The organism is Streptomyces sp. NPDC090127, assembly GCF_044746945.1.
GTDB lineage: Bacteria > Actinomycetota > Actinomycetes > Streptomycetales > Streptomycetaceae > Streptomyces.
Genome location: NZ_JBIVDE010000003.1, coordinates 130,007 through 152,654, shown reverse-complemented (window position 1 = coordinate 152,654; position 22,648 = coordinate 130,007). Strand labels below are relative to the sequence as shown.

The window sequence follows — 22,648 nt, the reverse complement described above, 5'->3', positions numbered from 1 at the left end:
CGTCGCCGTGCTACGCGCGCTCGCCGTGCAGGGCTGTGCGCAGGGCGTCCACGGCGAGCTTGCGTGCGACGTTGGCGGCGCGGGTGTCGCGCAGGCTGTCCAGGAGGAGGAAGTCGTGGACCATGCCGGCCACGCGTACGGAGGTGACGTCGACGCCTGCCTCGCGGAGCCTGTTGGCGTACTGCTCGCCCTCGTCGCGCAGCACGTCGGCCTCGTCGGTGACGACCAGGGTGGTGGGCAGTCCCCGGAGCTGGTCCAGGGGTGCCTGGAGCGGGGAGGCGTGCACTTCGGCGCGCTGGGCGGGGTCGCCGGTGTAGGCGTCCCAGAACCACTTCATGCCGTCGCGGGTGAGGTAGTAGCCCTCGGCGAACTGGAGGTAGGACGGGGTGTCGAAGTCGGCGTTGGTCACCGGGTACAGCAGGACCTGCGCCTTGAGGTCGATCCCGCCGCGCTCCTTGTTCATCAGTGCGAAGACGGCGGACATGCAGCCGCCCACCGACTCGCCGGTGACCGCGATCCGCGAGGTGTCCAGGCCGTGCTCCGCGCCGTTCCGCAGGACCCACTGGCCGACGGCGTAGTTCTGCTCGACCTGGGTGGGGTACTTCGCCTCCGGGGCCCGGTCGTAGACCGGGAAGACGCCCGCCGCCCCGGCTCCGACAGCGAGTTCACGGAAGAGCCGGTCATGGGTCTTGTCGTCGCCGAACACCCAGCCGGCGCCGTGGATGTAGAACACCACCGGCAGTGAGCCGGTGGCCCCCTTGGGCCGGATGATCCGGGTCCGGACCGTGCCCCACTCGCCCGCGTCCACGTCGACCCATTCCTCGTCGACCTCGGGACGGGGCACGCTCGGGTCGCTCTGCAGGCCGAGCAGGATGTCGCGGCCCTTCTCCGGGGGGACCTCGTAGATCCGCGGATGCGGGTCCGTCGCCTCGCACAGCTCCTTCGCGGCGGGTTCGAGGTAGGGCGTGAGCGGAGGAGGAAGATCGGTCATGTCGACTCCATGTCGCGGGCGCACGTGCGCCCTGTCCGCGCGGCCTCGCCGGCCGCAGCTGCTGTCCGCCCCGGGCCTTCCCTCCCCGTACCATCCTCGCCCCCCGCCCGTGAGGCGCAACCGCGCCGGACGCTCCTCTCGGGGGAGCGGCCGCCGGCGCCGTGGCGACCACCTCCCTCCGGCCGGATGATGATCCGGGGTGCTCGACGGCGAGATCGGCGGGAATGTTGACGCTGCATACATCGCGCATTAATGTATGCAGTGCAAACATGAGGTGCGGGCATTCCGATCTCTCCCCCTCCAGACGAACGGAGCGTCATGAAGGCAGTAATGATCAAGGAACCCGGTGGTCCCGAGGTACTGGAGTGGACCGAGGTCGAGGACCCGGAACCCGCCGCCGGAGAAGTCGTCGTCGACGTGGTGGCCGGCGCCGTGAACAGGGCGGACGTCATGCAGCGGATGGGGCTCTACCCGCTGCCCCCAGGCGCCTCGCCCTACCCGGGCCTGGAAGTCTCCGGACGCGTCAGCGCCCTGGGTCGGGGAGTCACCGGATGGCAGGTGGGCGACGAGGTCTGCGCCCTGCTGACCGGAGGGGGCTACGCGCAGAAGGTCGCCGTCCCCGCCACACAGGTGCTGCCCATCCCCGGCGGAGTCGCCCTCGCCGAAGCGGCGGGCCTGCCGGAGGTGACCGCCACCGTCTGGTCCAACCTCGTCATGACCGCCGGTCTCAAGGAGGGCGAGACGCTGCTCGTGCACGGCGGGCTGGGAGGTGTGGGCTCCATGGCGATCCAGGTCGCGAAGGCGCTCGGGGCCCGCGTCGTCACCACGGTGGGCGGACCGGAGAAGGCCGCCCGGGCGCGCGAGCTGGGCGCCGACACGGCGGTCGACCACCGCTCCGAGGACTTCACCGAGCACGGCCCCTACGACGTGATCCTCGACGTCATCGGCGGAGACTACCTCGAACGCAACATCCGTTCGTTGGCCGACGACGGTCGCCTGGTCGTCATCGGTCTGCAGAACGGCCTCGACGGCAAACTCAACCTCGCCGACCTGGTCTTCAAGCGCCTCTCCGTGCACGGCACCACCCTGCGCACCCAGTCCAAGGAGCGGAAGGCCGCCATCGTCGCCGAAGTCAGGGACAAGGTCTGGCCGATGATCGAGAACGGATCCGTGCGGCTGCTCGTCGAGGATCGGCTGCCCCTCGACGAGGCCGCCGAGGCGCACCGACGGATGGAGGCCGGCGGACACATCGGCAAGATCCTGCTGATGAACGACTAGAAGTCACTCCTGTCGGTTCACGGCGGTTCCGTGCCTCGTTCTCGCGCCTGCTCCACCAGGGCGTCCAGGTCCTTGAGCCGGTCGAGGCCGCGCACCGCGCCGGAGACGCGGGCGTTGTGTTCGAGCAGGTCGCGGTGGTGGTGCAGGAAGCCCCGGTAGCCTGCGGTGAACGGGCAGGCGTCCGCTCCGACCCGCCGGTCCGGGCGGTGGGCGCAGGGCGGGCACAGATCACTCATGCGATCGACGTAGGCGCCGCCGGAGGTGTACGGCTTCGTCGTCATCCGGCCGCCGTCCGCGTACGTTCGACGTCCGGTACTCCTCGCCGAAGTGCCAGTAGGGCTGCCGGACGTACTCACGCCGTCCGGCGATCTGCCGGACGAAGCTCTCGACCGAGTTCAACGGTGTCTCGCCCGCCACCCGACGTCGCGCGCGGCGCTTGCCCTTGTACGGTCTCCGGGCAACGTCACCGTTCTGCCGCCAGGGGGACGTGTCGGCCGGGTACGTAACGTCACGCGGTCGCCCAGTTCGGCAGCGCGGTGCCGCATCGCCGACAGGATCAGGTGGGTCTTCGCCCGGTGAAAGCGGTGGCGCCGGAAAACACCTCGGGACTCGATCATCACGACGGGGGCCTCGCGGGAGAGCCTGTCGCCGTCCGCCGCGAGGAAGGCAGGGCCCGGTTGGTCGCCGAAGAGCCAGTGGGTAGCTGCCACTCCGGTCTCGATCCGTTCCGTGCCTGGGTGCCAGGCGTCGCGCTCGCTCCCCCTCACTTCTGGAAGCAGGCCTTTCTCGGATGCGCCGGCTCAACCTGTCGGGGCCGCTGCACCTGCGGTGAAGAGAAGTGCCCCCGACCCCCTGCGGGCCGCGAATCGCCCCCGGACGTGCTGCCGGTGAATCCGAAGGCGGCCCTTGAGGCGAAATCGGCATAGCGGCCAAAAGGAGCCGCCTCAGACTACGGAGGCAGTGATGATCGTCAAGAAGCTGCACGAAGCCGGTGTGCGGAGCGAGCATGCCTACCTCGCCGCGTTCGGCTCCATCGGGCTGTCCCTCGTCTCATGGATCACCTCCAACCGGCAGGAGAACCTCGAGCGGGCCGACCGCTGGGGGATCTTCGTGGGTGAGTGGGCGCCTACCTTCTTCGGCCTCGGCCTGGCGTTGGCCACCTACGAAGGCGACGAGGACCGTGTCGACCTGCGAGCGGTACGCGAGCAGGCGTGAGTCGCGGGGCTCGACCAGCTCGCGGCTGTGTGCGGATGCTTGCCGGAGTACCAGGGCCGTGCGGCGCCGCGCGGCCCGCGCAGCCCGTCCCGCCCGTCGCGTTCGTCCAGACCGGTAAAGCCGTAGGTGACCGCGCGGGTCCGCAGGGGCTCTCGCCGTCATGGCTGGTTGCCTGACATCCACAGCACCGGATCGCTCAAGGAGTCCCCTCATGTCGTCATCGCGTACGAACACCCCCTACACCGTCCCGGGTGTGAACCCGGCGGATGCCGCCGAGGTCGTCGGGCTGCTGCAGATGCGTCTGCATTCCCTCAACGACCTGCATCTCACGCTGAAGCACATCCACTGGAATGTCGTCGGCCCGCACTTCATCGCGGTGCACGAGATGATCGATCCGCAGGTCGACCAGGTGAGGTCGATGACTGACGACCTGGCCGAGCGGATCGCCACTCTGGGCGGGGCGCCGGACGGCACGCCGGGTGCCCTGGTCGACGCCCGCACCTGGAACGACTACTCCATCGGCCGGGCCGAGGCCATCGAGCATCTCGGCGCGCTCGACCTCGTCTACACGTCGGTGATCAAGGATCACCGTGAGGCCATGCAGGCAACCGAGACGTCCGATCCGGTCACCCAGGACATGCTCATCGAGCAGCTCCGAGCCCTGGAACTCTTCCAGTGGTTCGTCCGCGCCCACCTGGAATCCAGCGGCGGCAAGCTCAGCACCAGCGGCGCCACCACCGAGACCGGCGCGGCCGGGCAGGCGGCCGATCAAGCCCGCAGCCAGCCCTGACACCCTACCGGTTCGGCCTGCGGAACAGGGCGAGCGTCTTCGTGAGGGATTTCAGCGGTGAGGTGTCCTGCTCGTCCGTGGCCGGTGTGGGTGTCCTGGGTGTGTGGGTGCCGCTGGTGGCCTCGGCAAGCGCGGCGAGTGCCGACTCGGCCGCCTCGCGGTACAGGTCGCAGGATGCCGTCATGGCCTGGAGCGATTCGGCGTACCGGGTGACCATGGCCCGTGCGTGGACGAGTTCCTCGTCGGGGGTCAGCAGGTGCCAGCCTTGGCGCAGTCGTGTCAGGACTTGTTCGGCGTCGGCCGGCAGCGGGCGTGGCAGGGACGCGAACTCCGTGACCTTGTCCAGGAGTTCGGTCGGCTCGGTACCGTCGAGGAAGACGTTGCCCACGGTGAAGCGTCCCGCGTCGGAGCCCGGGGCCTGCGGTGTGGAGGGCAGGACGACGGCCCCGCCGCGCGGCAGCCCCACGCCCAGCTCACGCTTCATCGCGAAGTCGGCGATCAGCGCCTGCTCCGGCGTGGCCCGGTGCTCGACCACCCGGTGCTTGAGACTCGGTGGCAAAAAGGTCGTGACCGGCCGCCGCCCCCGCGCGTCCGGTGTCATCGCCTCGTGCACCACGACATGGATGAACCAGCTCTGCCGGGTGCAGTCCCGCAGCAGGCGCCGCAACTCGCCGTCGTCCTTGGGCAGGTAGTTGAGCGTACGCAGACGCACTCCCGCCACCATGTCGTGATCCCAGGCGACCTGGTCGCTGTCGGGCCAGAACACGGTGGCCGGTGAGGGCCAGCTCGCTTCCCACGCCCGCTCCGCCTCGGCGGCGAGCACCCAGGTGACCCCGCTCTCGTTGCCGACGCGGCGAGACTCGGGCTCATAGGTGGTCAGCTGAGCCCGTACGGTGACGCTTTCGGCCACGCGCCAGCGTGCTTCGAACACGCGGCGGGCCAGGGGGCCGGGGTCGGCGGTCTCGTCCCGGGGAAACAGGTCGGTCGAGCGGGCCGCCTCCACGGGGTCGAGGTCGAGGAAGTCGTCGATCACCCTGGCCGCCTTGAGGGCGAGCAGATTGCGCCGCACGTCCCGCTCGGCCTCGGGCCCGAGGTGACGCCCACGCCCGAGCCATGCGGTGCCGGGGACAGTGGTCGATGAAGAGCTGCTCGTGGCCATGGAACCGTCCAGTGGGTGATCGGGGCCCGACCAGTATGCTCTGCGGCCCGAGCGGCGGGGCCCACCGGTCCACATCGGCCCGCGGCGGCACGGTGGCCACACTTGCTCGGGGTTCGCATGCCTGGGGTTCGCATGCCTGGGGTTCGCGCGCCTGGCGTTCGCACGCCTGAGCTGCGCCCGCCCGGGGGCCGCACGCCTCGGCTCCGCCCGACGGGCCCGGCCAGGGGTGTCCGATCCCCCGAATGGACCCGTCGGCCCTCAGCGCGCAATCTGGAGAGGTGAAGACCGAGGCGCCCCCCACGGACCGCGGTGCTGTCGCCGGTTTCCTGGAGAATCCGGTTGTCGGGATGACGCCGTGGATAGTGTTCTCCCTGCTCGTCGGACCCGGCCGGTTCGAGATCGCGGTCGCGCTCGCCCTGGCGACGACGATCGTGCTCGTCGCGGCCGGGCGCATCGTCAACCGGGGCAGCTCCTGGAAGCTGCTGGAACTCGCCGACCTGGTGTTCTTCGCGATCCTCGCCGTCATCGGCATCCTCGCGAGCCCAGGCACCCTGAACTGGCTGGAGACGTACGCCGGGGAGGTGTCCAACCTCGCCCTCGTCCTGATCGCGTTCGGCTCCATGGCGTGCCGTACGCCGTTCACCCTCCAGTACGCCCGGGAACAGGTCGATCCGTCGTACTGGAACACGCCCACCTTCGTGCGGACCAACTACGTCATCACCGGCGTGTGGGGCCTGGCCTTCCTGATCGCCGCCGTGGCGGGTGGCTACGGCGACCTGGTGCTGCGCAACGCGAACAACATCTGGACGGGGTGGATCATCCAGATCCTGGCCATCATCGCCGCTCTGCGGTTCACCGAGTGGTACCCGGACGTCGTACGGGCCCGCGCCCGGCACGCGGCGGACAGCTCCGCACCCGAGCCGCCGCACATGGCGGGAATGCTCCTGCCGATGGCAGGGCTGCTGGTGCCGCTCGGAATCGCCGTCCTGATCTTCGACAGCGACATGTGGTGGCTGGGCGTGGCCCTGCTCGTGGTGGGCGTACTGCTCACGAAGGCGTTGGCCGGCCATCAGCGACATCAGCGACCCCGTCGACCCCAGTGACGCCCGTCGCCGTTCGACGGCGGCTACGGCGGCTACCGCGGGAACGGTGGGCGGCGGTGCAGCGCCCGCGCGGCGGAGACCGTTGCCGTGCGCGCGCGGTCACGGGCCACCGCGGCCTGGGCCGCGTCGCCCAGGGCGTCGGCGAGGTCGGCCCGGGTCAGCCAGTTGTAGTTGCTGTCGGGTCGTAGGCCGATGCGTTCGCTGAGCAGCGCACGGGCCAGGTCGTGGCTGCCGGCCCGCAGCGCCGAGTCGACGAGCGTCCTCTGCACCGCGTCACGCTGGGCATGGCTGCCGCCGAATTCGTGGAACCGGCGCCGCAGCGGGAGGAGCAGCTCCACCACGGTGCGGTGGCGTCCGCGCGCATGGGCGATGAGCGCCTCGCAGACGGGCAGGCCGATCTCGGCCGTCATCCTGAGGTTCGTGACCGGGCTGGTGACGGTCTCCGAACCACCCGTGTCGGCTTTCGCGAGCCATGTTCGCCGGTCGGCGACGAGCCGATCCGCGGCGTCGAGCCTCCCGGAGCCCGCGTACGACATGACAGCGTGCACATCGTTGAACGCGTAGTACGGCGGGTCGGCGCGTGCGGCCCACGCGGCGGCCAGCGTCTCCCAACGATCCGCCTGCTCGACTCCGGCGAGGTGGAAGCGCCACAGCAGCGCGGACGCGTCGAGCAGTTCCATGGCGAGTCCGGCGGACTCGTCGTTGTTGATCGCCGCGTCGTAGATGCGCAGCGCCGTGTCGGTGTCACCCGCCTCCAGGGCGTACAGCGCGTAGTGCCACCAGTTGTGCACGTTGAGGTAGTTGCCGTCGGACCAGTCGCCGAGCCGGGCGTCCAGATAGCCGATCCCCTCGGCGACGCGGCCCTGCATCTCGTAGGTGTGGACGACGGCGTGGATGGCCCAGACGTCCCGGGGGTTCTGTTCGACGGCGGCGAGTCCCGCCTCCTCCGCGAGGGCGTAGTGGCCGGACTCCTCCAGGCCGAAGGCGTACATGCCCAGCACCATGCCCCGGTGCGGCTCGGCCGTGTCCCACTCGGACAGCGCGGCGCCGATCCTGTCGCGCAGGCGGACCGCGTCGCCGGTGAAGAAGTCGAGCTGGTGGCCGACCGCCAGGGCCAGGGCGTCCCGGGGGTACATCAGCGTGAGCTCTTCGAGATGGGCCCCGGCCCCCTTGAGATCGCCCGCCAGCCAGGCACCGGCCGCGGCCATGTGCAGACGGTCCCGCACGGGGAGGGCCGTGCGATCGGTTCCGGCCGCGAAGTCCTGGAACCGCCGGCGGGCCTCGACGGCCTCGCCGGGCTCGGTCCCGAGCAGCCCGAGATAGGCGGCGAACGACTGGGCCACGGGTGAGGCAGGGGCCGCCGCGACGGCGTCGTCCACCGCCGGAGCCACCTCGGGGCTGAAGTGCAGCAGTGCCGTCACGGCGCGGTCCAGGTGCCCGGCCGCTTCGGGTGTGCACGCGTGCAGGGGGTTGCCGTACCGGTCGTACTCCATCGTGGATCACCTCGGCGCGCGTTCTCGACGGTGTGCCGTACGAGTGACGACAGAGCCGTGACGACAGAGCCGTGACGGTGGAGCCGTGACGGTGGAGCCGTGACGGTGGAGCCGTGGCGGCAGACCCGTGGTGGCGCGGCCGTACCCGTACAAGACCATGAAGCCACGTGAAGGGGGCCCGGGTCACCCGTGCCGTGCCGGTTCCTGCGAACCGCCATGAGCCGCCGTGTGCCCGGGCGGCATCGGGAAGCGGTCACGGCGCGACGGCCGGACTTGATAGGCAAGCCATTGCTTGCCTATCCTGGGGAGGTGGCCGACGACCTTTTCAAAGCCTTGGCCGACCCCACCCGCCGCACCATCCTCGACGAGCTCACGGAGCAGTCCGGACAGACACTGTTCGAGATCTGCTCACGGCTGAGCATGAAGCATCAGCTCGGCATCTCACGCCAGGCGGTCTCCCAGCACCTGGCTGTGCTGGAAGCCGCCGGGCTCGTCGAGACCAGGCGGGAGGGCCGCTACAAGTTCCACGACCTGAACACGGCTCCGCTGCGGCAGATCACCGCGCGGTGGCTCGTGCCCGACCCATCCGGACCGGAGAAGAGCACCCCATGAAGATCCATCTGACCAGCGTCTCCGTCGACGACCAGGCCAAGGCCCTGCGCTTCTACACCGAGATCCTCGGCTTCGTGAAGAAGCACGACGTCCCGGTGGGCGAGACGGACCGGTGGCTGACCGTCGTCTCGCCCGAGGAGCCCGGCGGCACCGAGCTCCTGCTGGAGCCCGCGGGCCACCCGGCGGTCAAGGCCTACCGCGACGCGCTCACCGAGGACGGCATTCCGCTCGCCCAGTTCGCTGTGGCGGACGTGCACGCCGAGTACGAGCGCATGCGGGACCTCGGTGTCGTCTTCGTCCAGGAGCCCCTGGAGATGGGCCCCGTCACGACCGCGGTCTTCGACGACACCTGCGGGAACCTGATCCAGATCGCGACGGAACCGCAGTAGACGACGGCGGGGGGCTCCGTACGACGGGCGGCGGCGCTGGGCGGGAGACCGGCGGGCAGCGACGGGCGGGGAGGGGGGAGCGACGGGTGGGCCCCTGGGCCACCAGACGCAGCCGGCATCCGCTGCCGACGGATCCGGAGGCCGCTGCCCCGGGGCGGTCAGCCGGACAGCCGGTCGCGCCGGTCAGCCGGTCGCGTCGGTCAGCCGGTCGCGCCGGCCGCGCCGGTCAACCGGTCGCGCCCCGCGGGAGTGCCGTGAACGTGGCCTCGGTGAACTCCGTGACCTCGGAGAAGCCGAGCCTGCGGTAGAGCCGCACGGCGGTGGCGTTGTCCGCCCGGACGTTCAGCCCGATGTGGTCCACGGTCTCGCCGAGCCGCCGGCACAAGGCGGCCACGCAGGCTGTGCCCGCGCCCTGCCCGCGCACCTCGGGGTGGGTGGTGACGTTCCCGATCGCGGCGACGCGGTACGCGGGCGAGTAGACGTGCACGCCCGCGACAGCGACCAGCCGTCCGTCCCGCCGGGCGCCCACGTACTGGCCCGTGTCCAGCATCCGGTCGTCGAACCAGTTCCCCGGGTACGCCGCCGCGAACAGCTCCAGCAACTCCGGCAGGTCCGACCGGCACAGCGGCGCGGGCTGCCACGGGCCGTCCGGGTGCGCCGCGGGCGAGCCGGGGTCGGTGAGCACCATCCGCAGCAGGACGCCGTGCACGCGCACCTCGTACGCCGACTCCAGGACCTTGGCGGCCTCTCCGGTCAGATGGCCGAAGAAGCGCCGGGGAAGGACGGGCAGCAGTGCACCGGCCAGCTCCTCCAGCTCGGCCGCGTCCCCGGGGCGGGAGAAGGCGAGCAGGGTGGGAATGTCGCCGACCGCGTAGAGGAGAGCGACCGGACCGCTCCGCGACACGGTGTACCAGCTGGTGTGGGGCCACAGCAGATCGTCGAGATCGCCGAGTTCCATCAGGTGCATCGCCGGATCCCGGTCGAAGCGTCCGGCCAGTGCGGATCGGTCGTGAAGAGCGCGCAGAGTCACCCGTAGAGCGTACGGCGCGCCTCGCGCGGCTCCCGGGAGGGGCCCCGCACGCCTCGGAGCCGGCGGTTGCGGCGCCACCGCGGTCCACGTGGAGCGACACCCGTGCGCTTCGACATACAGGTCCCTGGTGACCTGCTGTCGACGCTCACCTGGCGCAATCGCCGAGGCCGGACACGCGGCCTGAAGTACGTCGCGGACGGTCGGCTGGAGCGCTCGGTCAGCCTTCAGGGCTTCTACCGCCTGACTCCCGAGTCGGCCGACGAGCTGGCGGCACTCGTCACCAACGCCTCATGAGACGCCATCCCTCCCCACTCGGTGCGCTGCGGTGACCCTGCCGTACGCGCCGTCCGACCGGCAGAACACGCCATCACCCGCGGGCGTGAACGGCTGGAAGACGGGCGCCTTTCGCCAGTTCCTCGTCGAGGTCGCCCGCCTAGCGTGGAAGCCGCGACCACCGCAGGAACACACCACCCGTCTTCGTGTGAGGACCCCCCATGACCACCAAGACCGCCCTCGTGACCGGCGCCTCCTCCGGCATCGGCGAAGCGACAGCCCTCAAGCTGATCAGTCTCGGCTACACCGTCTACGGAGCCGCCCGCCGCACCGACCGCCTGCAGAGCCTCGCCGAACGGGGCCTGCGCCCCCTGGCCATGGACGTCACCGACGACGACTCCCTGCGCGGCGGAGTCGACCGCGTCATCTCCGAGACCGGCCGCATCGACGTCCTGGTCAACAACGCCGGATACGGTTCGTACGGCGCCCTGGAAGACGTCTCCCAGGAAGAGGCCCGCCGCCAGTTCGACGTCAACGTCTTCGGCGCCGTACGTCTGACCCAGCTCGCCCTGCCCCACATGCGCTCCCGGCGCAGCGGGACGGTCGTCAACATCACTTCGATGGGCGGGAAGATCTACACCCCTCTCGGCGGCTGGTACCACGCCACCAAGTTCGCCCTCGAAGCACTCAGCGACTGCCTGCGGGTCGAGCTCAAGCCCTTCGGCATCGACGTCGTCGTGATCGAGCCAGGCGGCATCGCCACCGAATGGGGCGCCATCGCCGCCGACCGGCTGGAGCAGTCCTCCGCCACCGGCCCCTACTCCGACCAGGCCGCCGCCGTCGCCACCTCGCTGCGCTCCGAGACCATGTCCAAGCGCCTCTCCCCGCCCACCGTCATCGCCGACACCATCGCCAGAGCCGTCACGGCACGCCGGCCGAAGACCCGCTACGCCACCGGCTTCGGCGCCCGCCCCCTGATCGGCCTGCGCCGCCTCCTGCCCGACCGCGCCTACGACACCCTGATCTCCCGGTCCGCGGGCCTCCCTCGCTGAGCGGGGCAGGCCGACGGACCACGGGCACGCTCCCCCCACCCGCTCGCCCTCGCTGACGCGACCGGCTTCAGGTCCGTCGTCCCGCAGCAGGTTCTCAACCGGGTACTCACACGCTGATGCTGCCGGAACGTCAGTCCTCCGCCAGGCGCCACAGCGGAGCGACGTGCCGTGGGGAGGTCCCGGACCTCAAGGTCCCGTAGAGGGTGAGGGCTTCGGGGAGGGTGAGGTCGAGGTCCTCGGTGATCCTGCGGGTGGTGACGTAGCCGAGGCCCTCGGCGAGCCGCGACCGCTCCCATACGGCGAAGCGGGCGAGGACGGCGTCCGCGTCCGCAGACGGAGCCTCGTGCCGTCGGGGCGTCGGCGGCGCGGTCGCGGCGCGGTCGCGTTCCCGGGCGACCTCGGAGAAGCCGCAGATCGCCGTCGACGCCTTCTCTGCGGCCTCCAGGCTCGGGCAGAGGTCGAGCGCCCCGGCCAGCGGGCTGAGCCGGAGCGCCTCCTCGCAGGTGAGCCGGTGGACCTGGCGCGCGGTGTCGTCCAGCAGGACGGGCCGCGGAGCGTCGCGCGTCCCGCAGACGCCGCGCACGCCACGGGCCGCGGCGACGAGCATGGCGCCGGCCTCGGACGGGTGCCAGTCGAAGACGCCCAGCACACCGTCGGTGTCCTCGGGCGTGAGGGCGAAGGCGGGCGGGCCCAGCCGGGGCATCAGGTCGGACAGGGGCACCTCGTTGTCCAGGCCCGGCCCTGCGACGTACACGCTCGTGGTGATGCCCGTGGCGGCGCAGGCCGCGAGCGCGAGGGCGTCGCCCAGGGGGCTGCGCAGGGTCGGCTCGTCCCCCCTCGCCACGATGTCCCCGCCCACGTCCACGAGTTCGATGCGGTCGGCTTCGCACCAGCGTGCCGCCGCCTCGATCTGCCGGGCGAGGCCGACCGTACCGTCGTAAGGATCGAGCAGGCCCAGCGTGGGCCGAAGGTGTGCGGCCAGGCGAGGGAGGAGGGAGCCGACCGGTGCCTTCGGCGCGGTCCGCGGGGTGACGAGGGCCAGGCCCGGCGTGGGGCTTGCGAGGTCGGTGAAGTCCGCCGCGCCGCGGGGGCCGGGGACGGGGTCGACGACCAGCCTCTCCCAGGCGTAGGTGAGCACCAGGGCGGGAGCGTCGGCTCCGTGCAGCGCCGCGTGGACCAGGGCCGCCGTGATGGCGTCACCGCCACCGCCCGCGGCGATGAGAAGTCGCTTCATGCCGGACAGGGAACCCCAAGAACTGCCCCGCCGCCACAGGCAGCGGACGTATTCCTGTGCGTCAACCACCGTACATAGGCGGGTAATTGGCGATAAAACTCCGACGCCGCAAAAAGTGCATACGAAGCTCCATCCGGAGATTCCGATTTTTTGTCGATCACACTACTGATATCGAACGGACGGTCGCTCTAGGGTCCCGAACTGTCACCCAACGTGACACCGTCTTCCCGAGAGTGAGTCACACCCCGTCATGACCAAGTCCGTCATGCTTCCTTCGCCGTCGATCCGGCCGCCCGCCCGGCCCGCCGCCGAGGCGGAGACGCCCTACCAGCAGTACGTGTACGCCTACCCCCACCAGAAGGCGTACCGCCTGCTCGACAACGGCCCACTGCTGAGCGATCTGTGGTCGGGCGAGCGCCTGGACGCCCTCTCCCTCTACGTGCACATACCGTTCTGCGAGATGCGGTGCGGCTTCTGCAACCTCTTCACCCGCACCGGCGCCCCCGAGGACGTCACCCACGCCTTCCTCGACACGCTGGAACGACAGGCCCAGGTCACCCGACAGGCCCTGGACGCCCAGGGGAAGCCGTTACGGTTCACGCTGGCGGCCTTCGGCGGCGGCACGCCGACCTACCTGACGGCCGACGAGCTCACCCGGCTCTGCGACATCTCCGAACACATCATGGGCGCCGACCTGCAGGCGGCGTCCTGGTCGGTGGAGACCTCGCCGGCCACCGCGACCGCCGACCGTCTCGCCGTGCTCGCCGAGCGGGGCGCCACCCGACTGAGCATCGGGGTGCAGAGCTTCATCGACGAGGAGGCCCGCGCGGCCGTCCGCCCGCAGAAGCGGGAGGAGGCCGAGGCCGCCCTCGCCCGGCTGCGGGACGCGGAGTTCCCCATCCTCAACATCGACCTCATCTACGGCATCGACGGCCAGACCGAACGCACCTTCAAGGTCTCGCTCGACGCCGCCCTCGCCTGGGAACCGGAGGAGATCTACCTCTACCCCCTGTACGTGCGCCCCCTGACCGGCCTGAGCTCCCGCCACGCGGCCACCCCCGACGAATGGGACGACCAGCGGCTGCGCCTGTACCGCTACGGCCGCGACCACCTCCTGTCGGCCGGCTACGAACAGACCTCGATGCGGGTCTTCCGGCGCATCGGCACCGCCGCCGTGGAGGACACCGACGGCAGCAGCATCAGCGAGTACAACCAGCAGGCCGGCATGGTCGGACTCGGCGTCGGCGCCCGCTCCTTCACCACCGATCTGCACTACACCACCGACTACGCCGTCGCCGTCCCCGAGGTGCGCCGCATCATCGACGACTACATCGCGACCCCGAGCGACCGCTTCCGCAGGGCGCAGTGGGCGTTCCGCATGAACGGGGACGAGCGGCGCAGGATGTACGTGCTGCAGCACCTGCTCGAATCGACGGGTCTCGACCTGGGCCACTACGAGCGGCAGTTCGGCACCCGCTTCGAAACCGACTTCGCGCCCCAGCTCGACACCCTGCTGGAGCACAACTGGCTCCGGGACGTCGGTGGGACGCTCCTGCTGACGCTCGAAGGGATGGCCCGGGCGGACGCGATCGGTCCGAGGTTCTTCTCCGCCACGGTTCGGGAGAAGATGCGGACGTACCAGGACCGCTGACCCGGACGGACACCTCGGTGCTGACGGGTCCTGGCTCCGCGCCGGTGTCGGCTCCGCCACCGTTCCCGCTGCCGCGCCGGTGCCGGTGCCGGTCCCGCGCCGGTGCCGGTCCCGCTTTCGCGTCCGTTTCGCCCGTCCCGCTGCCGCTCCGGCCTCAGTTCCGGACCGGCTCGGGGCGGGGCGTCTCCGTCGGCCGACGGAGACGCCCGGGTACGGAGACGGCGACCAGCCCACCGAGCAGCAGCGCGGCCCCGGCTGCTGCCGGCGGACCCGGGCGTTCGCCGAGCAGGGCCACGCCGAGCACCGTGGCGACCAGCGGTTCCGTCAGGCTCAGCGTCCCCACCGTGGCGGCACTGAGCCCGCCGACCCCGCGAGTGAAGAGCAGATAGCCGAGCGCGGTCGTCCCCAGTCCGAGCCACCCCACCAGTGCGAAGCCGCGCGCCGTGAAGAGCCCTTCGGGGGCGAGCAGGAGGTACGGGGAGACGAGGATCCCCGCGCACAGGACGCTGACAGGGGCCGCCGCGTTCAGGTCGACGCCGTGCGCGCCCAGCTGCTTGGTCGCGGCGATGTAGACCCCGAAGCTCGCCCCGGCGACCATCCCGTACACGACGCCGAGCACGTCCGCGCGCCCGCCGCCGCCCGGGAGCAGCAGCAGCCCGATCCCGGCGACGGCGCAGACCGTGCCCCACGCCCAGCGCCGCGACGGCCGCTCACCGGACAGCAGGCGCCCGCACACCCCGCTGACCACGGGCACCGTCCCGAAGGCGACCGCCGTGGCCAGCGCGGCCCCGGAGCGCTCGACCGCTTGGAGGAAGCACACCTGGAACGCGGCCGTGACCAGCACGCTCACCGCGACCCAGCGGGGCGCTCCGGGCAGCCGTAAGGTGCGCAGCCCGGCCGGCCGGACCATCAGGACGGCGAGTACGGTTCCGCCCAGAAGCATCCGGGCGGCGCCGAGCGACACCGGATGTGCCCCGGTGCCGGCCCAGAGCTGCGCCGGCCCCACGGTGCCCCACAGAACGGCCGCCACCAGTACGGATGCCACAGCTCTCACGTCAACCCCCACCTCGGCACACACGGACGGCGTGAACGTATCGAGGTCGGCCGGGTGAGGGCCCCTGGCGAAAACCATGAGATTCACGCCGTACGCAGGACGGATCCCATGTCTTCCCACCACACGACCGGTTACGACGGCAGGTCAGTCCGTCGCTTCGCGGACGTCCTTCCCCTGCTCGGCGAACGCCTTGAAGTCCTGCATGTGCTGTCGCGACTGCTTGCGGAAGGCGCCGGGCATCAGCAGTCCCACCAGCTTCATCATCAGGCCGCTGAACCGGTATTCGTTCTCGCTCTCCCAGAGCGTCGTTCCCGGGCCGGCCTCGGTCAGCCGGTCGCGTACGGCGCTCCACATGCCCTCGCCGACGATCTCGCGGTCGAAGTGAACGACGCTCGTTGTCGGGATCTCGCGCAGGTCCGCCGGTTCCCGGCGTGTGATGGTCTCGGTGCACTCGAGCTTCCGCTGCCCCATCTCCAGCACGACCCGCGACGTGGTGCCGAGCTGCCCGTGCTCCCCACTCAGCGGCTCGTGCAGCACCAGGCCCCGCAGCCATTTCGGCAGGTGCACGGGGTCGGAGAGCAACTGGGCCACCTGCTCCCGCGGCAGGGCGATCTCGATGGAGACCGTGTACTTCATGGGACGCATCGCTCTTTTCCTTCTGGGTGTGGGGCAACGTGCTGCTGGGCTGCTGTGGCAAGGGCGCGGCGGCGTCCGCCCGGCCGGGCAGGTCCTAGGCGTCGGCGAGCAGCGGGTCGTACGGGGTGCTGGTGCGGCGGCCCGCCATGAAGGAGAGGAAGTCGCCCACGAAGGCGCTGCGGCCGTAGGCGCCATCGGTGGTGGTGAGATCCCGGTGGAAGGCGGTGCGGAAGAGGGCCCGGTACTCCTCCGCGTCGATGGTCCCGCTGCCGTCCTTGTCGGTGGCGTCGAAGAGTACCTCGGCGACGCGGATGAGCGCGGGACCGGCGAGGGAGGGGATGGCGGCGGCGTACTCGGCGGGGCTGATGCGGCCGTCGCCGTCGGTGTCGAGGGCGGCTTGGAGCTCGCGCCACCAGGCGGCGAAGGCGTCGTAGAGACGGGTCTCCTCGGGTTCGTCCAGGTCGAGGCGGGTGGCCAGTTCTCGGGCCATGGCGGCGAGGTCGGGCCAGTCGAGGTGGCCGTCGCCGGTCTGGTCCAGGACCTGGCGGAAGAACTCCTCCGCCGAGCGCTGCCCCTCCCCACGCGTCCGGGAGGGGTCCGGGCCGGCGACGTCGTCGTCGCCCAGGGGTGTGAGGAGGCGGAGCAGTGCGGACGCCCGCTTCATCCGGGCCGCCAGGGCGGTCGCGGTCCGGGCGCGGGGGTCGTCTCTGCCGGGCGAGAGGGAGAGGACCTCGATGATGCTTTCGGGGTCGACCACCCCCTGAGGCAGGAAACGGGCGAACCCGGCGGCGAGGTAGGCGCCCTGCATCAGGGTCTGAGCGCCCGGCATCTCGGGCAGTCCGGCCCGGCGACGGTACGGCTCGGGGAGCGAGGCCACGGTGATCGCCCCGAGGAGAGGACCGGCGACGGCGCGGCCGGCCGCCCACAGCGTCGGGACGCCGGCGAGCAGGGGAGGGGCGGGCAGGTGGTCGAAGAGCCGGTAGAGAATGACACGGGCCGCCTCGGTGTCCTCCAGCTCGTCCTCCACGACGCGGTCGAAGTACCGCCAGAAGTCGTTGAGGCTCTCGGGCAGTTCGTCGGCGTCGCCGTCGAGCGCGGCGAGGAACCCGCGGTACGCGGCGTACATGTGCGCCATCGTGGCCCGCTCCAGCGGCTGGCCGCTCAGCCGACGCATGGTGACCCCGCTCTCGAAGAGGGTGGCGACCACCCAGGCGCGGGTCGCCCGATCCATCGCGTCGTAGGAGCGGCCGTGGGAGTCGGAGCCGCTCATGCGGGCGTGCAGTCGGTTGAGCCGGGCTGTCTCCCGCTCGCGTACCGCCGGGTCGGGGTCGAACATGCGTCGCATGCTGAGGAAGGTGTTGCGGAGGCGGCGCCACGGGTGGACGACGAAGGTGGAGTTGTCGACGAGGGCGGCGCCGACCTGCGGGTGAGCGGCCTCCAACACGGTGGCGCGGATGATGGCCAGCGCCCAGCGCGGGTCGTCGAAGAAGCCGCTGAACTGCGCTTCCGGGCCGAAGACCGATGCGTCGGCCGGCGAGGGATCGGCCGGCGAGGCGGGTCGGGGGGTCATGGCGAATCTCCGTTCGTCCGGGGCGGCACTCCGCCGAATCGGCGGTCGCGGCGCCGGTAGGCGTGCAGGCAGGCGAGGAAGTCGGGGGCCCTGAAGTCCGGCCAGAGCGCCTCGGGGAAGACCCATTCCGCGTAGGCGACCTGCCAGAGCATGAAGTTGGAGATGCGCTGCTCGCCCGACGTGCGGATGACGAGGTCCACGTCGGGGGTGTCGGGGAAGGGCAGATGGTCGGCGAAGAGCCGTTCGGTCACCTCGTCGGCGGGCGTCCTGCTGCGGATCAGTGACCGGGCCGCCTCGACGATGTCCCGGCGCCCGCCGTGGTCGAAGGCGACCGTCAGTGTCATTCCGCGGTTGTCGGCGGTCAGCGTCGTCAGGTCCTCGAAGTCCCGGGCCAGTTCGGGAGGAATGCGCGGGTCGGCGACCCCGAGGAAGCGGCAGCGGATGCCGCGCGCGAGCAGCAGGGGCGCGTGTTTCCGCACGACCCGGCGGACCAGGCGCATCAGATAGGCGACCTCGGTGTCGGGGCGGTTCCAGTTCTCGGTGGAGAAGGCGTACAGGCTGAGCCACTCGACGCCTGCGCCCCGCGCCGACTCGATGATGTCGATCACGGTGGTTTCGGCGGCTCGGTGGCCCGCGGTGCGGGGAAGAGAGCGGCGCTGCGCCCAGCGGCCGTTGCCGTCCATCACACAGGCCACATGCCGAGGCCCCGCCCGCTCGGGACTCTGGTCCCGCCACGCGTGCTCCGGCCCCTCGTCCCGCCACCGCTCCCCAGGCCCGTCAGCGGGCTGACGCCCGCCAGGCCCGTCACCGGGCTGTCGATCGCCCGGCGTGTTCTCCGCCCTGCCGCGTGCGCGCGGAACGCCCTGGTCCCTCACGCCCGGACCCGCCCCGCTCGCAGCGACACGCCCGGCCGTCCCGCGCTCGGTCACGCCCACCCTGCCTCACCCCGACCCCCGCCACACCACGCCCCACCGGCGCGTTCCCTCTCGGGAGTCTGACAGCGAGAAAGTGCCGCTACGGGCCGAACGGGCGGCCGTCACCCGTGGAGCGTACGTCCGATCTCGCACCCCAATCCGGACGTGTCAGCGGGTGACACGGCGGATGCGGATCGGGCCGCGGGCCTCTGTCGGCTCGACGGGACGACCCCTCTGGGTGATCTCCACCTCGCCGGCCGTGACCAACCGCCGAGCGGCACGCCGGGCAGGCTCCATCAACCCGCGCCACCCGTCGTCGTCCCCGCCGTACACCGCCCGCGCGGCGTCGGACGGGCAGATCGTCCTGCCCGGGCCGCGTTGCTCCAGGAGCTCCAGGATGGCTTTCTCCAGGAGCCGGTCCACCTGCCGTTCGCTGTCCGTCACTCCACCAGTGTCGCAACTGTGTCGACGGCGGCTGAAGCGTCGGCGACGACGGCGGTCACGGGTCGCCCCCGCAGACTGCGGCGGCGACCGGGGTGGGCGCCTGCATGACGCAGCGTAGGGGGTGGGACCGGCCCGTGAGCCGGCAGGGCGCTGCGCGGCACGCCGGCCGTCAACTCTCCTCCGTCAGACGCAGATCGAGGACACCGGTGAGCCGGGCACCCGCGCGGTCGGTCCCGCGCCGCCCCCGCTGCGCACCGGCCGAGGCCCGCTCCAGCCGCAGGCGTGCCGTACGCCCCCGCATGGTCAGCGTCATCAGTTGGTTGCCGAACCACGGTCCGCCGGTGCGTTCCCACCGGACCGTCGGTCTCGTGACCCGTCCGTGGCGGGCGAGCAGGTGCCCGATCCCCTTGGCGAACCGGCTCCAGCCGAAACGGAATCCCACCCGCATGGCCGCCGGCACCGAGTTGTGCAGCGGGGAGCAGGTGAGCTGGAAGACACGGGAGCCCGGCCGCCGGCCGGTGGTCCATACCGGCTCCGCCACATAGGCGTGGTGCACGTCCCCGGAGAGCACGCACACCGTCGCGGGGGCGGTGTCGGCCCTCCCCAACTCGGCGATGGTGTCCGTCAGCTTATCGAACGACGAGGTGAAGGCAGCCCAGTGCTCCAGGTCCGCCCGCCGGCGCAACCACTCGCCGAAGCGGGCCCAGCGCGGCCCGCGTTCGCCCCGGCAGAGCGCCGCGTGCCAACTCTCCGCGAAGTGGACCATCGGCGGCAGCAGCCACGGGAGCGAGGTCCCGATCAGCAGGTGGTCCACGCCGCCGGAGCCGTCGAACGCCTGCGTCCGCAGCCACGCCGCCTCCTCGGCGTCCAGCATCGCCCGGTGCTGCTCCTCCAGTACCCGCGCGGCCCGGGTGTCGACCATCAGCAGGCGGGTGCGGCCGAAGTCCCTGCGATAGCTCCAGCGGACCGTCGCCGGGTCGGCGTCGGCGCGTTCGGCGAACGCGCGCAGCACCTCCGTGCCGTCGCCGGCCTCCCGTACCGCCTTGTACAGCTCGTCCTCGGCGAGCTCGGCGGGGGAGAGGTTCCCGAGGTGCTGGTAGACCCAGTACGACATCAGGCCACCGGTGATCCGCTCGTGCCACCACGGCGTGGCCCGCATCTCGGCCACCCAGGCGGTGCTGGTGTTCCAGTCGTCGATCACGTCGTGGTCGTCGAAGATCATGCAGCTGGGTACGGTCGAGAGCAGCCAGCGCAGTTCAGGGTCGCCCCAGGACTCGTCGTAGAGACGCGTGTACTCCTCGTAGTCGGCGACCTGGTCGGGCGGGGCGGTGGAGCCGGTGCCCGCGGCCTGCCGGTGCCGGGCGATCCAGGCGCGGGTCTCGGCGGACGTCTCGTCCGCGTACACCTGGTCGCCGAGGAGGACGAGAACATCGGGACGGTCGCCCTCCGGATCGGAGGCGAGCCGGGCGGAGAGGGTGTCGAGGACGTCGGGGCCCACCGGATCGGACTTGCCCATGGCAGGCGCGGCCCACCGGCACGACCCGAAGGCGACCACGGCGCCGGTCGCCGGGACCGACGGCGTGTGAATGGCGCTGGGCGGCCGTGGCGAGTCCGCGAGGGGCCACACCCGCTCGCCGTCGAGCAGCATCTCGTAGGGGGTGGCGGACCCGGGGGCGAGTCCGGTCACGATCACCAGTGCGTAGTGGTGGCCCGCGACGCTGAACGTACGAGCGGACCCACCGGCGCCGCCGGGGCACCGGACCTCAGCCGTGCACGGCCGATCGGTCTCGACCCACACGGTCGCACTCGTGCCCGACTCCCAGTCGACGTGTCGCAGGAGCGGGCCCAACCTCAGACCGGCCATCGCGAGTCCCTTCCGGTGCTCCGCACGGTACGGAACGGCCGCTCCGTACAGTACTGAACGACGACGGAAACGACGCCGCCGCACCCGGGACGGGCCCGGAACGCCGCGCGATCCGAGCCGCAGGTATACGGGTGGCGGAACGGGGCACTCGATGGCCTGATGGCGATACTGGGACGGGTCACTGCGACGCATCAGCGCCGCGAGACCGCGCCGCGGCCGGGGGAGGGACCATCATCGATTCCGAAACAGGAGTGGTTCGTTCGTGAGTGAGAACGCCTGGAACTACCGGCCGTCCTTCAACTACGCCGTCGGCGCGGACCTGACGGGCTACAAGGTGGAAGCGGTCGACGGCAGCATCGGCAAGGTCGACAAGCACTCGGAAGAGGTGGACGACGCCTACGTCGTGGTCGACACCGGTGTGTGGATCTTCGGCAAGGAGGTGCTCCTGCCCGCGAACACGATTTCACGCATCGACGCGGAGGACGAGAGGATCTACCTGGACCTCTCGAAGGAACAGATCAAGAACGCTCCCGAGTTCCACCGCGAGAAGCACCTCGACGAGGTCGAGTACCGCGATCAGGTGGCCTCGTACTACGAGCAGGCGGGTGGCGACGGCGCCCGGTAGGGCACGCCCGTACGCCCCCGCCGCCGGCCTTCCGCCGCGTGGCGTGCGGTCCGGTTCGGTTCTGCCAGTCGGCTCAGAAGGCGTACCGCACACGCAGCCACGGCGCGCGGGCCTCGATCAGGCGGGACAGCGTCTCGACGGCGTCGCGCTTGACCGTGTTGCGGTAGCGCACGTTCAGGGCGCCGTTCTGGGACCTCTTGGGCTGCTGCAGATCCGGCTGCCACAGGACGTCCTCGGCGCGGGGGTGCCAACCCAGATTGACCTCGTGCAGGTCCTGGTTGTGGGTGAGCATGATGACCTCCGCCGCGGCCTGCTCCTTCACCCGCCGTGGCAGGACGTCGTCCATCATCCGCAGCAGATCGTCCCAAGCCGCGCGCCAGCCCGGGCGGATCACCACCGGGGACAGGTTGAAGTGCACCTCGTAGCCGGCGTCCACGAAGTCGGCGGCCGCCTCGACACGTGTGGAGACCGGGCTGGTCCGGATGTCGAGGAGGCGCGAGTCGTCCGGAGGCATGAGGGAGAAGCGGATGCGGGTGCGGCCCTGCGGGTCGAGCCGCAGCAGATCGGGGTTGACCAGCTTCGTCGCGAAAGACGCCTTGGCGGTGGGCCACCGGCGGAAGGCGTGGACCAGGTCGGCCGTGTTGTCGCTGATCAGGTCGTCCACCGAGCAGTCGCCGTTCTCACCGATGTCGTAGACCCAGGCCCGCTCGTCGCACTGGTTGGGGTCCTTCTTGGGCCCGCCGGCGGCGATGTGGCGGCCGAGGGCGTGCAGGACGCGGTCGACGTTGGTGAAGACGGTGATGGGGTTGGCGAACCCCTTCCGACGCGGGACGTAACAGTACGCGCAGGCCATGGCGCATCCGTTGGAGAGGCCGGGGGCGATCCAGTCGGCGGACCGCCCGTTGGGGCGCACGCCGAGGGAGGTGCGTTCGCCGAGGACCAGCGTCTCCCGCTTGATCCTGACCCAGCGCTCGACGTTCCCCTCGTTGCCGTGGAGCCGCGGGATGCGCCAGTGGGAGTCCGTCTCGACGAGCCGGGCATCGGGGAAGCGCGCGATGATCTGCCGGCCACGCCAGGACGCGGCGGCGGCCGGTTCCGCATGGATCTCCGCCACCCCCAGCAGCCTGCGCGCCTCGGGCCCGTCGCGAAACGGCCGGTCCTCGTGCGCCTCGGCCGGTGCGGCCGCGGCCATGAGCTCCGCCATGCCGAACAGGCCCTCGGGTTCGCCGGCCGCCTCCTGGGCACGCCGCCCCATGTGCACTCCGCTCCGC

At 71.3% G+C, this 22,648-nt stretch carries 22 protein-coding genes and 1 pseudogene; 10 read left to right on the top strand and 13 right to left on the bottom strand.

Going from position 1 to position 22,648, the window contains the following annotated elements:
* Positions 1–10 precede the first annotated feature (10 nt).
* The gene (locus ACIPPS_RS11810; RefSeq protein WP_401429902.1) at positions 11–991 is read right to left on the bottom strand and encodes an alpha/beta hydrolase; all 981 of its coding nucleotides are present in this window, start codon (positions 989–991) and stop codon (positions 11–13) included.
* A 318-nt stretch (positions 992–1,309) separates the two neighbouring features.
* Here ACIPPS_RS11810 and ACIPPS_RS11805 point away from each other — a divergent pair, with 318 nt between their 5' ends.
* The gene (locus ACIPPS_RS11805; protein WP_401429900.1) at positions 1,310–2,269 is read left to right on the top strand and encodes an NAD(P)H-quinone oxidoreductase; all 960 of its coding nucleotides are present in this window, start codon (positions 1,310–1,312) and stop codon (positions 2,267–2,269) included.
* A 17-nt stretch (positions 2,270–2,286) separates the two neighbouring features.
* Here the strand turns inward: ACIPPS_RS11805 and ACIPPS_RS11800 are convergent.
* Positions 2,287–2,979, bottom strand: a pseudogene (locus tag ACIPPS_RS11800) (cryptochrome/photolyase family protein).
* Positions 2,980–3,232: 253 nt separating this feature from the next.
* Here ACIPPS_RS11800 and ACIPPS_RS11795 point away from each other — a divergent pair.
* Positions 3,233–3,484: a hypothetical protein gene (locus tag ACIPPS_RS11795; protein WP_401429898.1), complete on the top strand. Its 252-nt coding sequence runs from the start codon at positions 3,233–3,235 to the stop codon at positions 3,482–3,484.
* Positions 3,485–3,695: 211 nt separating this feature from the next.
* On the top strand, positions 3,696–4,274 hold the full coding sequence (locus tag ACIPPS_RS11790; RefSeq protein ID WP_401429896.1) for a Dps family protein: 579 nt from the start codon (positions 3,696–3,698) through the stop codon (positions 4,272–4,274).
* A 4-nt stretch (positions 4,275–4,278) separates the two neighbouring features.
* Here the strand turns inward: ACIPPS_RS11790 and ACIPPS_RS11785 are convergent, their stop codons facing one another.
* A complete protein-coding gene (locus ACIPPS_RS11785; RefSeq protein WP_401429894.1) occupies positions 4,279–5,433 on the bottom strand; it encodes a hypothetical protein in 1,155 nt (384 codons plus the stop codon).
* A gap of 347 nt (positions 5,434–5,780) precedes the next feature.
* Between ACIPPS_RS11785 and ACIPPS_RS11780 the strand changes: the two genes are divergently transcribed.
* The gene (locus ACIPPS_RS11780; RefSeq protein ID WP_401429892.1) at positions 5,781–6,536 is read left to right on the top strand and encodes a hypothetical protein; all 756 of its coding nucleotides are present in this window, start codon (positions 5,781–5,783) and stop codon (positions 6,534–6,536) included.
* A 32-nt stretch (positions 6,537–6,568) separates the two neighbouring features.
* On the opposite strand, the gene ACIPPS_RS11775 is transcribed toward ACIPPS_RS11780, so the two are convergent.
* Positions 6,569–8,029 carry a tetratricopeptide repeat protein gene (locus ACIPPS_RS11775; RefSeq protein WP_401429890.1) on the bottom strand — a complete coding sequence of 487 codons (1,461 nt, stop codon included), beginning with the start codon at positions 8,027–8,029 and terminating at the stop codon, positions 6,569–6,571.
* A gap of 309 nt (positions 8,030–8,338) precedes the next feature.
* Here ACIPPS_RS11775 and ACIPPS_RS11770 point away from each other — a divergent pair, with 309 nt between their 5' ends.
* On the top strand, positions 8,339–8,641 hold the full coding sequence (locus ACIPPS_RS11770) for an ArsR/SmtB family transcription factor (RefSeq protein ID WP_401429888.1): 303 nt from the start codon (positions 8,339–8,341) through the stop codon (positions 8,639–8,641).
* Positions 8,638–9,030: a VOC family protein gene (locus ACIPPS_RS11765; protein ID WP_401429886.1), complete on the top strand. Its 393-nt coding sequence runs from the start codon at positions 8,638–8,640 to the stop codon at positions 9,028–9,030. The genes ACIPPS_RS11770 and ACIPPS_RS11765 overlap by 4 nt, the downstream gene beginning before the upstream one ends.
* 226 nt (positions 9,031–9,256) lie before the next feature.
* Here ACIPPS_RS11765 and ACIPPS_RS11760 read toward each other — a convergent pair whose 3' ends face one another.
* Complete coding sequence (locus ACIPPS_RS11760; protein ID WP_401429884.1) at positions 9,257–10,060, bottom strand: GNAT family N-acetyltransferase; 804 nt, start codon at positions 10,058–10,060, stop codon at positions 9,257–9,259.
* Positions 10,061–10,162: 102 nt separating this feature from the next.
* On the opposite strand from ACIPPS_RS11760, the gene ACIPPS_RS11755 reads away from it, so the two are divergent.
* Positions 10,163–10,354 carry a hypothetical protein gene (locus ACIPPS_RS11755; RefSeq protein ID WP_401429882.1) on the top strand — a complete coding sequence of 64 codons (192 nt, stop codon included), beginning with the start codon at positions 10,163–10,165 and terminating at the stop codon, positions 10,352–10,354.
* 200 nt (positions 10,355–10,554) lie between these two features.
* The gene (locus ACIPPS_RS11750; RefSeq protein WP_401429880.1) at positions 10,555–11,385 is read left to right on the top strand and encodes an oxidoreductase; all 831 of its coding nucleotides are present in this window, start codon (positions 10,555–10,557) and stop codon (positions 11,383–11,385) included.
* A gap of 130 nt (positions 11,386–11,515) precedes the next feature.
* On the opposite strand, the gene ACIPPS_RS11745 is transcribed toward ACIPPS_RS11750, so the two are convergent.
* Positions 11,516–12,619 (bottom strand): DUF1152 domain-containing protein, encoded by a 1,104-nt coding sequence (locus tag ACIPPS_RS11745; RefSeq protein ID WP_401429878.1) that lies wholly within the window; start codon positions 12,617–12,619, stop codon positions 11,516–11,518.
* A 250-nt stretch (positions 12,620–12,869) separates the two neighbouring features.
* On the opposite strand from ACIPPS_RS11745, the gene ACIPPS_RS11740 reads away from it, so the two are divergent.
* Positions 12,870–14,270 (top strand): STM4012 family radical SAM protein, encoded by a 1,401-nt coding sequence (locus ACIPPS_RS11740; protein ID WP_401429876.1) that lies wholly within the window; start codon positions 12,870–12,872, stop codon positions 14,268–14,270.
* Between the two features lie 154 nt (positions 14,271–14,424).
* Here the strand turns inward: ACIPPS_RS11740 and ACIPPS_RS11735 are convergent, their stop codons facing one another.
* From ACIPPS_RS11735 to ACIPPS_RS11710, 6 genes are all read right to left on the bottom strand, one after another.
* A complete protein-coding gene (locus tag ACIPPS_RS11735) occupies positions 14,425–15,324 on the bottom strand; it encodes a DMT family transporter (protein WP_401429874.1) in 900 nt (299 codons plus the stop codon).
* Positions 15,325–15,468: 144 nt separating this feature from the next.
* Entirely contained in the window at positions 15,469–15,969 is a 501-nt protein-coding gene (locus ACIPPS_RS11730; RefSeq protein WP_401429872.1) for an SRPBCC family protein, read from the bottom strand.
* An 85-nt stretch (positions 15,970–16,054) separates the two neighbouring features.
* A complete protein-coding gene (locus ACIPPS_RS11725) occupies positions 16,055–17,530 on the bottom strand; it encodes an oxygenase MpaB family protein (protein WP_401429870.1) in 1,476 nt (491 codons plus the stop codon).
* Entirely contained in the window at positions 17,527–18,213 is a 687-nt protein-coding gene (gene uppS, locus ACIPPS_RS11720) for a polyprenyl diphosphate synthase (protein ID WP_401429868.1), read from the bottom strand. Before uppS ends, ACIPPS_RS11725 begins: the two co-directional genes overlap by 4 nt.
* A 399-nt stretch (positions 18,214–18,612) precedes the next feature.
* Positions 18,613–18,888, bottom strand: coding sequence for a DUF3253 domain-containing protein (locus ACIPPS_RS11715; protein WP_401429866.1), 276 nt, complete (start codon positions 18,886–18,888; stop codon positions 18,613–18,615).
* A gap of 169 nt (positions 18,889–19,057) precedes the next feature.
* Positions 19,058–20,752 carry an alkaline phosphatase D family protein gene (locus tag ACIPPS_RS11710; protein WP_401429864.1) on the bottom strand — a complete coding sequence of 565 codons (1,695 nt, stop codon included), beginning with the start codon at positions 20,750–20,752 and terminating at the stop codon, positions 19,058–19,060.
* Between the two features lie 262 nt (positions 20,753–21,014).
* Here ACIPPS_RS11710 and ACIPPS_RS11705 point away from each other — a divergent pair, with 262 nt between their 5' ends.
* Positions 21,015–21,377 (top strand): PRC-barrel domain-containing protein, encoded by a 363-nt coding sequence (locus ACIPPS_RS11705; protein ID WP_401429862.1) that lies wholly within the window; start codon positions 21,015–21,017, stop codon positions 21,375–21,377.
* 73 nt (positions 21,378–21,450) lie between these two features.
* On the opposite strand, the gene ACIPPS_RS11700 is transcribed toward ACIPPS_RS11705, so the two are convergent.
* Entirely contained in the window at positions 21,451–22,581 is a 1,131-nt protein-coding gene (locus ACIPPS_RS11700; protein WP_401431356.1) for a spore photoproduct lyase family protein, read from the bottom strand.
* Between the last annotated feature and the right edge of the window lie 67 nt (positions 22,582–22,648).

Excerpts from the sequence above, each read along its gene's own strand:
- ACIPPS_RS11710 (WP_401429864.1), bottom strand. The coding sequence starts at position 20,752 with ATGGCCGGTCTGAGGTTGGGCCCGCTCCTGCGACACGTCGACTGGGAG.
- ACIPPS_RS11805 (WP_401429900.1), top strand. The coding sequence starts at position 1,310 with ATGAAGGCAGTAATGATCAAGGAACCCGGTGGTCCCGAGGTACTGGAG.
- ACIPPS_RS11810 (WP_401429902.1), bottom strand. The coding sequence starts at position 991 with ATGACCGATCTTCCTCCTCCGCTCACGCCCTACCTCGAACCCGCCGCG.
- ACIPPS_RS11765 (WP_401429886.1), top strand. The coding sequence starts at position 8,638 with ATGAAGATCCATCTGACCAGCGTCTCCGTCGACGACCAGGCCAAGGCC.
- ACIPPS_RS11725 (WP_401429870.1), bottom strand. The coding sequence starts at position 17,530 with ATGACCCCCCGACCCGCCTCGCCGGCCGATCCCTCGCCGGCCGACGCA.
- ACIPPS_RS11745 (WP_401429878.1), bottom strand. The coding sequence starts at position 12,619 with ATGAAGCGACTTCTCATCGCCGCGGGCGGTGGCGGTGACGCCATCACG.
- ACIPPS_RS11750 (WP_401429880.1), top strand. The coding sequence starts at position 10,555 with ATGACCACCAAGACCGCCCTCGTGACCGGCGCCTCCTCCGGCATCGGC.
- uppS (WP_401429868.1), bottom strand. The coding sequence starts at position 18,213 with ATGGACGGCAACGGCCGCTGGGCGCAGCGCCGCTCTCTTCCCCGCACC.
- ACIPPS_RS11785 (WP_401429894.1), bottom strand. The coding sequence starts at position 5,433 with ATGGCCACGAGCAGCTCTTCATCGACCACTGTCCCCGGCACCGCATGG.
- ACIPPS_RS11780 (WP_401429892.1), top strand. The coding sequence starts at position 5,781 with ATGACGCCGTGGATAGTGTTCTCCCTGCTCGTCGGACCCGGCCGGTTC.
- ACIPPS_RS11795 (WP_401429898.1), top strand. The coding sequence starts at position 3,233 with ATGATCGTCAAGAAGCTGCACGAAGCCGGTGTGCGGAGCGAGCATGCC.
- ACIPPS_RS11775 (WP_401429890.1), bottom strand. The coding sequence starts at position 8,029 with ATGGAGTACGACCGGTACGGCAACCCCCTGCACGCGTGCACACCCGAA.
- ACIPPS_RS11700 (WP_401431356.1), bottom strand. The coding sequence starts at position 22,581 with ATGGCGGAGCTCATGGCCGCGGCCGCACCGGCCGAGGCGCACGAGGAC.
- ACIPPS_RS11790 (WP_401429896.1), top strand. The coding sequence starts at position 3,696 with ATGTCGTCATCGCGTACGAACACCCCCTACACCGTCCCGGGTGTGAAC.
- ACIPPS_RS11740 (WP_401429876.1), top strand. The coding sequence starts at position 12,870 with ATGACCAAGTCCGTCATGCTTCCTTCGCCGTCGATCCGGCCGCCCGCC.
- ACIPPS_RS11730 (WP_401429872.1), bottom strand. The coding sequence starts at position 15,969 with ATGCGTCCCATGAAGTACACGGTCTCCATCGAGATCGCCCTGCCGCGG.